This window comes from Rhodoferax sp. U2-2l (genome assembly GCF_020594515.1).
Classification (GTDB): Bacteria; Pseudomonadota; Gammaproteobacteria; order Burkholderiales; family Burkholderiaceae_C; genus Rhodoferax.
Genome location: NZ_JAJCTH010000049.1, coordinates 1 through 255, shown reverse-complemented (window position 1 = coordinate 255; position 255 = coordinate 1). Strand labels below are relative to the sequence as shown.

General features: G+C 59.2%; 1 protein-coding gene. It reads right to left on the bottom strand.

The window, feature by feature from the left end; all coding sequences use genetic code 11:
• On the bottom strand, nt 1–255 hold a 255-nt coding region (locus LHU53_RS19625; RefSeq protein ID WP_227334472.1), incomplete at both ends, for an IS66 family transposase.

Genomic DNA, 255 nt, shown 5'->3' with positions numbered 1-255 from the left:
ACAGATAAGCGCGGTGCGTTTTACCGGTACCGGGCTTGAGCATCTGTACCGGCGTCTCATCGGCATGAATCACGCTGTGGCTGAGGATGTCGGCTTTGAGTGCATCAACCAAGGCTTGCAACTGCACTCCACAACTGCCCACCCAGGCGCCCAGTGTGGAGCGCGGTATGGCTACACCAGCACGACCAAAGATGGCCTCTTGGCGGTACAAGGGCAGATGGTCAGCAAACTTGGCCACCAGCACCTGGGCCAGCA